The 4,771-nt window shown below is 77.8% G+C and carries 7 protein-coding genes; 4 read left to right on the forward strand and 3 right to left on the reverse strand.

The genetic code is table 11. The features are described 5' to 3' along the window. On the forward strand, positions 1 to 249 hold a 249-nt coding region (locus VGB14_20845; GenBank protein ID HEX9995380.1), incomplete at its 5' end, for an HU family DNA-binding protein. Between the two features lie 57 nt (positions 250 to 306). Here VGB14_20845 and VGB14_20850 read toward each other — a convergent pair. After that, positions 307 to 735, reverse strand: a complete 429-nt coding sequence (locus VGB14_20850) for an archease (GenBank protein HEX9995381.1) — start codon at positions 733 to 735, stop codon at positions 307 to 309. Positions 736 to 837: 102 nt separating this feature from the next. Here VGB14_20850 and VGB14_20855 point away from each other — a divergent pair, with 102 nt between their 5' ends. Next, positions 838 to 1,629: a TIGR03084 family metal-binding protein gene (locus VGB14_20855; GenBank protein ID HEX9995382.1), complete on the forward strand. Its 792-nt coding sequence runs from the start codon at positions 838 to 840 to the stop codon at positions 1,627 to 1,629. Positions 1,630 to 1,642: 13 nt separating this feature from the next. On the opposite strand, the gene VGB14_20860 is transcribed toward VGB14_20855, so the two are convergent. Continuing rightward, positions 1,643 to 2,383, reverse strand: coding sequence for a PIG-L family deacetylase (locus VGB14_20860; GenBank protein HEX9995383.1), 741 nt, complete (start codon positions 2,381 to 2,383; stop codon positions 1,643 to 1,645). Beyond that, positions 2,374 to 2,979 (reverse strand): 2-phospho-L-lactate guanylyltransferase, encoded by a 606-nt coding sequence (gene cofC, locus VGB14_20865; protein ID HEX9995384.1) that lies wholly within the window; start codon positions 2,977 to 2,979, stop codon positions 2,374 to 2,376. Before cofC ends, VGB14_20860 begins: the two co-directional genes overlap by 10 nt. Positions 2,980 to 3,024: 45 nt before the next feature. On the opposite strand from cofC, the gene VGB14_20870 reads away from it, so the two are divergent. Continuing rightward, the gene (locus VGB14_20870) at positions 3,025 to 4,038 is read left to right on the forward strand and encodes an NAD(P)H-dependent glycerol-3-phosphate dehydrogenase (GenBank protein HEX9995385.1); all 1,014 of its coding nucleotides are present in this window, start codon (positions 3,025 to 3,027) and stop codon (positions 4,036 to 4,038) included. Next, positions 4,035 to 4,771: hypothetical protein (locus tag VGB14_20875; GenBank protein ID HEX9995386.1), on the forward strand; the 737-nt coding region annotated here is incomplete at its 3' end. The genes VGB14_20870 and VGB14_20875, both read left to right, overlap by 4 nt.

The raw sequence follows: 4,771 nt of genomic DNA on the forward strand, positions 1-4,771 counted from the left end.
ACCTTCACCGCCGTCAAGCGCAGCGCCCGCACCGGGCGCAACCCGCGCACTGGCGAGCCCGTGAAGATCGCGGCGTCGACCGCCGTCAAGTTCAGCCCAAGCTCCACGCTGCGCCAGGAGATGAACGCCAAGAAGTCGGCCAAGAAGGCGACGGCGGCGAAGAAGACCACGACCAAGAAGGCCGCGGGCGGCACCGCCAAGGCGTCCAAGGCCACGACCAAGAAGGCGACGGCGGCGAAGAAGCGCTGAGCCGCCCGACCACCCGACGTTTCCGGCGAGGGGCCCCGAGCGGGCCCCTCGCCGCGTCTACAGGTCGGCGACGACCACGCCGTGCCAGCCCTGGCCGTTGCGGTGCAGGTCGACCCCGTGCCAGGTCGGCGCCCTGGCCGGCGACGGCGGCCGGGCGGCGGACAGCGGCGCCACCTCGAGCCGGGCGCGGACGGTGGCGCCGTCGCGCACGACGCCGTCGAGGGCGAGCGGAACCTCGCCGTGGTTGGCCAGGCGGTCGGCGGCCGCCTCCAGCACGGCCCGCAGCAGCGCGGCCGGCGACCGGCCGGGCGCGTGGACGGCGACGGCCACGGTCCGGCAGGCGACCGACGGATGGACGATCGCCACCGCGTTGCCGAGCCCCTCGACGGCCCGGGCCAGGCAGCTCTCGACCGTCGGCCCGGTCACCTCCATCGCCAGCGCCGCACCCGTGCCCAGGTAGCGGAACCTGCTCCCGTCGTCGGCCATGGCAGCTCCCCTCCCCTGCCGACGCTCCTCCCGCCCGCATCGTACGACGGCGCCGGCCCCCCGGGCGCCGAACGCCCCGAGCGGCGCGGCATGCTGGGCCGCGTGAGCGACCTCGACCGCCTGCGGTCCGACCTGGCCGCCGAGCACGAGGCCCTCGACACGGTCGTCGCCCCGCTCGACGAGGACGGGTGGGGCACGCCGACGCCGGCCGAGGGGTGGGCGGTGCGGGACCAGCTGTTCCACCTCGCCTGGTTCGACCGGGCCGCGGCGCAGGCCGTGCGCGACCCCGAGGCGTTCGCGGCCGGCGCCGCCGAGCTGTTCGCCGACCCGGCCGCGGCCGAGGCGTCGATCCTCGCCACCGGGCGGTCGATGGCGGGTGCCGGCCTGCTCGGCCTGTGGCGGGAGGGCAGGGCCGAGCTGCTCGACGCGCTGGCCGGCGTCGACCCGTCGGCCCGGATCCCGTGGTACGGGCCGCCCATGGGCCCGGCGTCGTTCGTCACCGCCCGGTTGATGGAGACCTGGGCGCACGGCCAGGACGTGGTCGACGCGCTCGGCGCCGACCGCCCGGCCACCGACCGCCTGCGCCACGTCGCCGACCTCGGCGTGCGGACGCGGGGCTGGAGCTACCGGGTGCGGGGCCTGCCCGTGCCCGACGCGCCCGTGCTCGTCGAGCTCACGGGGCCGGGCGGCGACGTGTGGCGGTGGGGCGAGGGCGGCGCCGACGCCGTGCGGGGGACGGCGCTCGACTTCTGCCTCGTCGTCACCCAGCGCCGCCACCCGGCCGACACCGCGCTCGTCGCCGACGGCCCGCTCGCCGCGGAGTGGCTCGGCATCGCCCAGGCCTTCGCCGGCCCGCCGACCGGCCCCGGCCGGCCGCCGCGGCCCGGGCGCTGAGGCCGGCGCGGGGTCAGAGGTACGTCGAGCCCGAGCCGCCCATGAGCTTGAACGCCTCGCCGTAGGCGACCCCGGCCGGGCGGCCGGCCGCCGCCAGCCGGTCCCCGACCCGGCGGCGGAAGGCGTCGACCTGCTCGGCGGCGGCCGGGTCGTCGATGCGCATGGTCGACTCGAACTGGCTGCGGTGGGCCTCCAGCGCGGCGAGCTTGCGGCCGAGCGAGCCGGTCACGTCCTCCACGTGGTCGGGCTCGTCCGCCTCCCACAGCAGCAGCGCCTCGGGCCGGTGCGGCGGCTCGCCCTGCTCCGGGAAGAAGTGCGGGTCGCGGGCGGCGACGAGCCCGTCGCACGCGAGGAAGCCGGCGTTGCGGTGGTCGGGGTGGAGGCGGTAGCGGCGCCACGGGTCGTGCCCGAGCACCACCTCGGGCCGGCACCGGCGGATCCAGTACGCCACCTCCCAGCGCTGGCGCAGCCCGGCCTCGAGCTCGCCGTCCGGCCAGCCGAGGAACACGACCTCGCCGGTGCTGCCGAGGGCGGCGGCCGCGGCCCTGGCCTCGTCCTGGCGGGTGGCCACCAGGCGGGCGACGTCGGCGTCCGGGTCCCACGTGCCCTTGGACCCGTCGGTGCAGATCACGTGGGACACGACGCAGCCGGCCGCCGACCACTTGGCGAGGGTGCCGCCGCAGCCGAACTCGATGTCGTCGGGATGGGCGCCGACGGCCAGCGCGGCCGCCGGCACGGGGAGGTTCAGGTGCACGGGCGGCCCGCGGCGGTGACCGGCAGGTCGCCGGGGAGGGCGAGGTCGCCGGGCAGGTCGACGTCCCAGCCGAGCCGCCGCTCCCGGCACACGCGGAGGGGCAGGCCGACCCGCTCGGCCTCGGCCGCGTGGCGGCGGAACGAGCCCGGCCCGTAGGCGAACGTGAACCCCGAGCCGGCCGGGACGCAGGCCACGTTGGTGCCGTCGTCGCGGCGGTCGGGCACGAGCGTGACGCCCTCGAAGCGGCCGACCCAGCCGAGGTCGGTGGCGAGGGGGAGGTCGGCGTGGGCCACGATCACGGCGGCCACGCCCGCGCCGGCCAGGTCGGCCACGCCCTCGTTCACGGCCCCGTTCAGCCCCCGGCCCGGCTTCCACAGCACCCCGGCCCCGGCCCCGGTGGCCCAGGCGGCCACGTCGGGGTCGTCGCACACCACCCACACGGGCAGCGGGGCGGCCGCCGCCACCACCGTCGACGCCATCGACCGGGCCAGCGCCTCCCGCTCCCCGGCGTCGAGGGCCGGCGCGAGGCGCAGCTTCGCCGCCCCGAAGCGCTTCACGGGGACGAGGACGGCGAGGCGACGGTCGGCGTCGGCCATTCGCGGCGAGCCTAGGCCCGCCCGCCGCCGCCTAGTGTCCCGACCATGACGATCCGGGTGGCGGTGATCGGCGCCGGTTCCTGGGGGACGACGGTCGCCAGCCTCGCCTGCGGCAACGCCCCGACCGTGCTGTGGGCCCGCCGCCCCGACCTGGCCGAGGAGATCGACCGGGACCACGTCAACCGCGCCTACCTCCCCGACCACCCGCTCCCCCCGTCGCTGCGGGCCACGGCCGACCTGGAGGAGGCCGTGCGGGAGGCGGACGTGCTGGTGATGGCCGTGCCGTCGCACGGGTTCCGGTCGACCCTCGAGGCGATGGCCGGGCACGTCAGGGCCTGGGTGCCGGTCGTCAGCCTCACCAAGGGCCTCGAGCAGGGCACCAGGCGGCGGATGAGCGAGGTCGTGCGCGAGGTGCTGCCCGGCCACCCCGTCGGCGTGCTGACCGGCCCCAACCTGGCCAAGGAGATCATGGCCGGGCACGCGGCGGCGAGCGTGGTCGGCATGCCCGAGGAGGCCGTCGCCAACGAGCTCCAGCGGGTGTTCCACACCGACCTGTTCCGGGTCTACACGAACCCCGACCTGGTCGGCTGCGAGATCGGCGGCGCGCTGAAGAACGTGATGGCGATCGCCTCGGGCATGGCCGACGGCCTCGGCACCGGCGACAACACGAGGGCGGCGGTCATCACCAGGGGCCTGGCCGAGCTGTCCCGGCTCGGCGTCGCCATGGGCGGCGACCCGCTCACGTTCTCCGGCCTGGCCGGCATGGGCGACCTGGTGGCCACGTGCATCAGCCCGCAGAGCCGCAACCGCTACGTCGGCGAGCAGCTGGGCCGGGGCCGCACCATCGAGGAGGTCACCTCCGAGATGCGGATGGTCGCCGAGGGCGTGAAGACCTGCCGGGTGGCGCTCGAGCTCGGCCGGGAGCACGGGGTCGACATGCCGATCGCCGAGCAGGTGGTGGCCGTGTGCCACGAGGGCAGGACGGCCGAGGACGCCTACCGCGGGCTCCTGCGCCGGGAGCAGAAGCGGGAGCTGCACGGCATGACGCCGGTGCGGTGAGCCGCACGACGATCGGCAACGTCGGGTCCGGCTGGCGGGCCGCCGTGGACGGCCGCGGCCGGGTCACCCCCGACCCCGGCCGCTGGTCGCTCGACTGGTCGGTCGGGGCCGAGGACCGCTGGCACGTCGCCGCCCGGGAGGCGGCCGTGCGCCAGCGGCTGGTGGACGCCGCGCCCGTGGTCGAGACGGCCATGCGCATCCCCCACGGCGACGCCGTCCACCGCGCCTACGCGGTGCGGGCGGCGGGCGACGAGGCCGTCGTGGTCGAGGTGGAGAACCGGTCGGCCGCCCCGGTGGCGGTGGCGTTCACGGTCGCCGGGGCCGGCGCCGTGGTCGAGGGGGACCGGGTCGTCGTCGACGGCCGGGTGGCGGTCGTGCTGGCCCGGCCGCCGGCCAGGGGCGAGGGGCCGGGGACGTTCGTGCTGCCCGTGCCCCACCGGGCGACCGTGCGGGTCGCCGTGCCCGCCTCGGGCCGGGCCGGCGCCCGGCCGGCCTCCCTCCCGCCCGCCGACCGGGTGGCCGCCGGGTGGGCCGCCCACGCCGGCCGGGGGGTGCGCCTCGACCTGCCCGACGAGCGCCTGGCCGAGGCGTTCGCCGCCAACCGCCGCTCGCTGCTCCTCGTCGCCGGGTCGGCCGAGGCGGCCTCCGCCCTCGACGGCCTGGGGCTGCACGCCGAGGCGGCCGCCGTGCTGGCCGGCGGCGACGACGACCCGGTCGCCCTGCTCGCCGCGCT

The sequence above is a fragment of the Acidimicrobiales bacterium genome, assembly GCA_036399815.1.
In the GTDB taxonomy this organism is placed as follows: domain Bacteria; phylum Actinomycetota; class Acidimicrobiia; order Acidimicrobiales; family DASWMK01; genus DASWMK01.

Excerpts from the sequence above, each read along its gene's own strand:
- VGB14_20870 (HEX9995385.1), top strand. The coding sequence starts at position 3,025 with ATGACGATCCGGGTGGCGGTGATCGGCGCCGGTTCCTGGGGGACGACG.
- cofC (HEX9995384.1), bottom strand. The coding sequence starts at position 2,979 with ATGGCCGACGCCGACCGTCGCCTCGCCGTCCTCGTCCCCGTGAAGCGC.
- VGB14_20850 (HEX9995381.1), bottom strand. The coding sequence starts at position 735 with ATGGCCGACGACGGGAGCAGGTTCCGCTACCTGGGCACGGGTGCGGCG.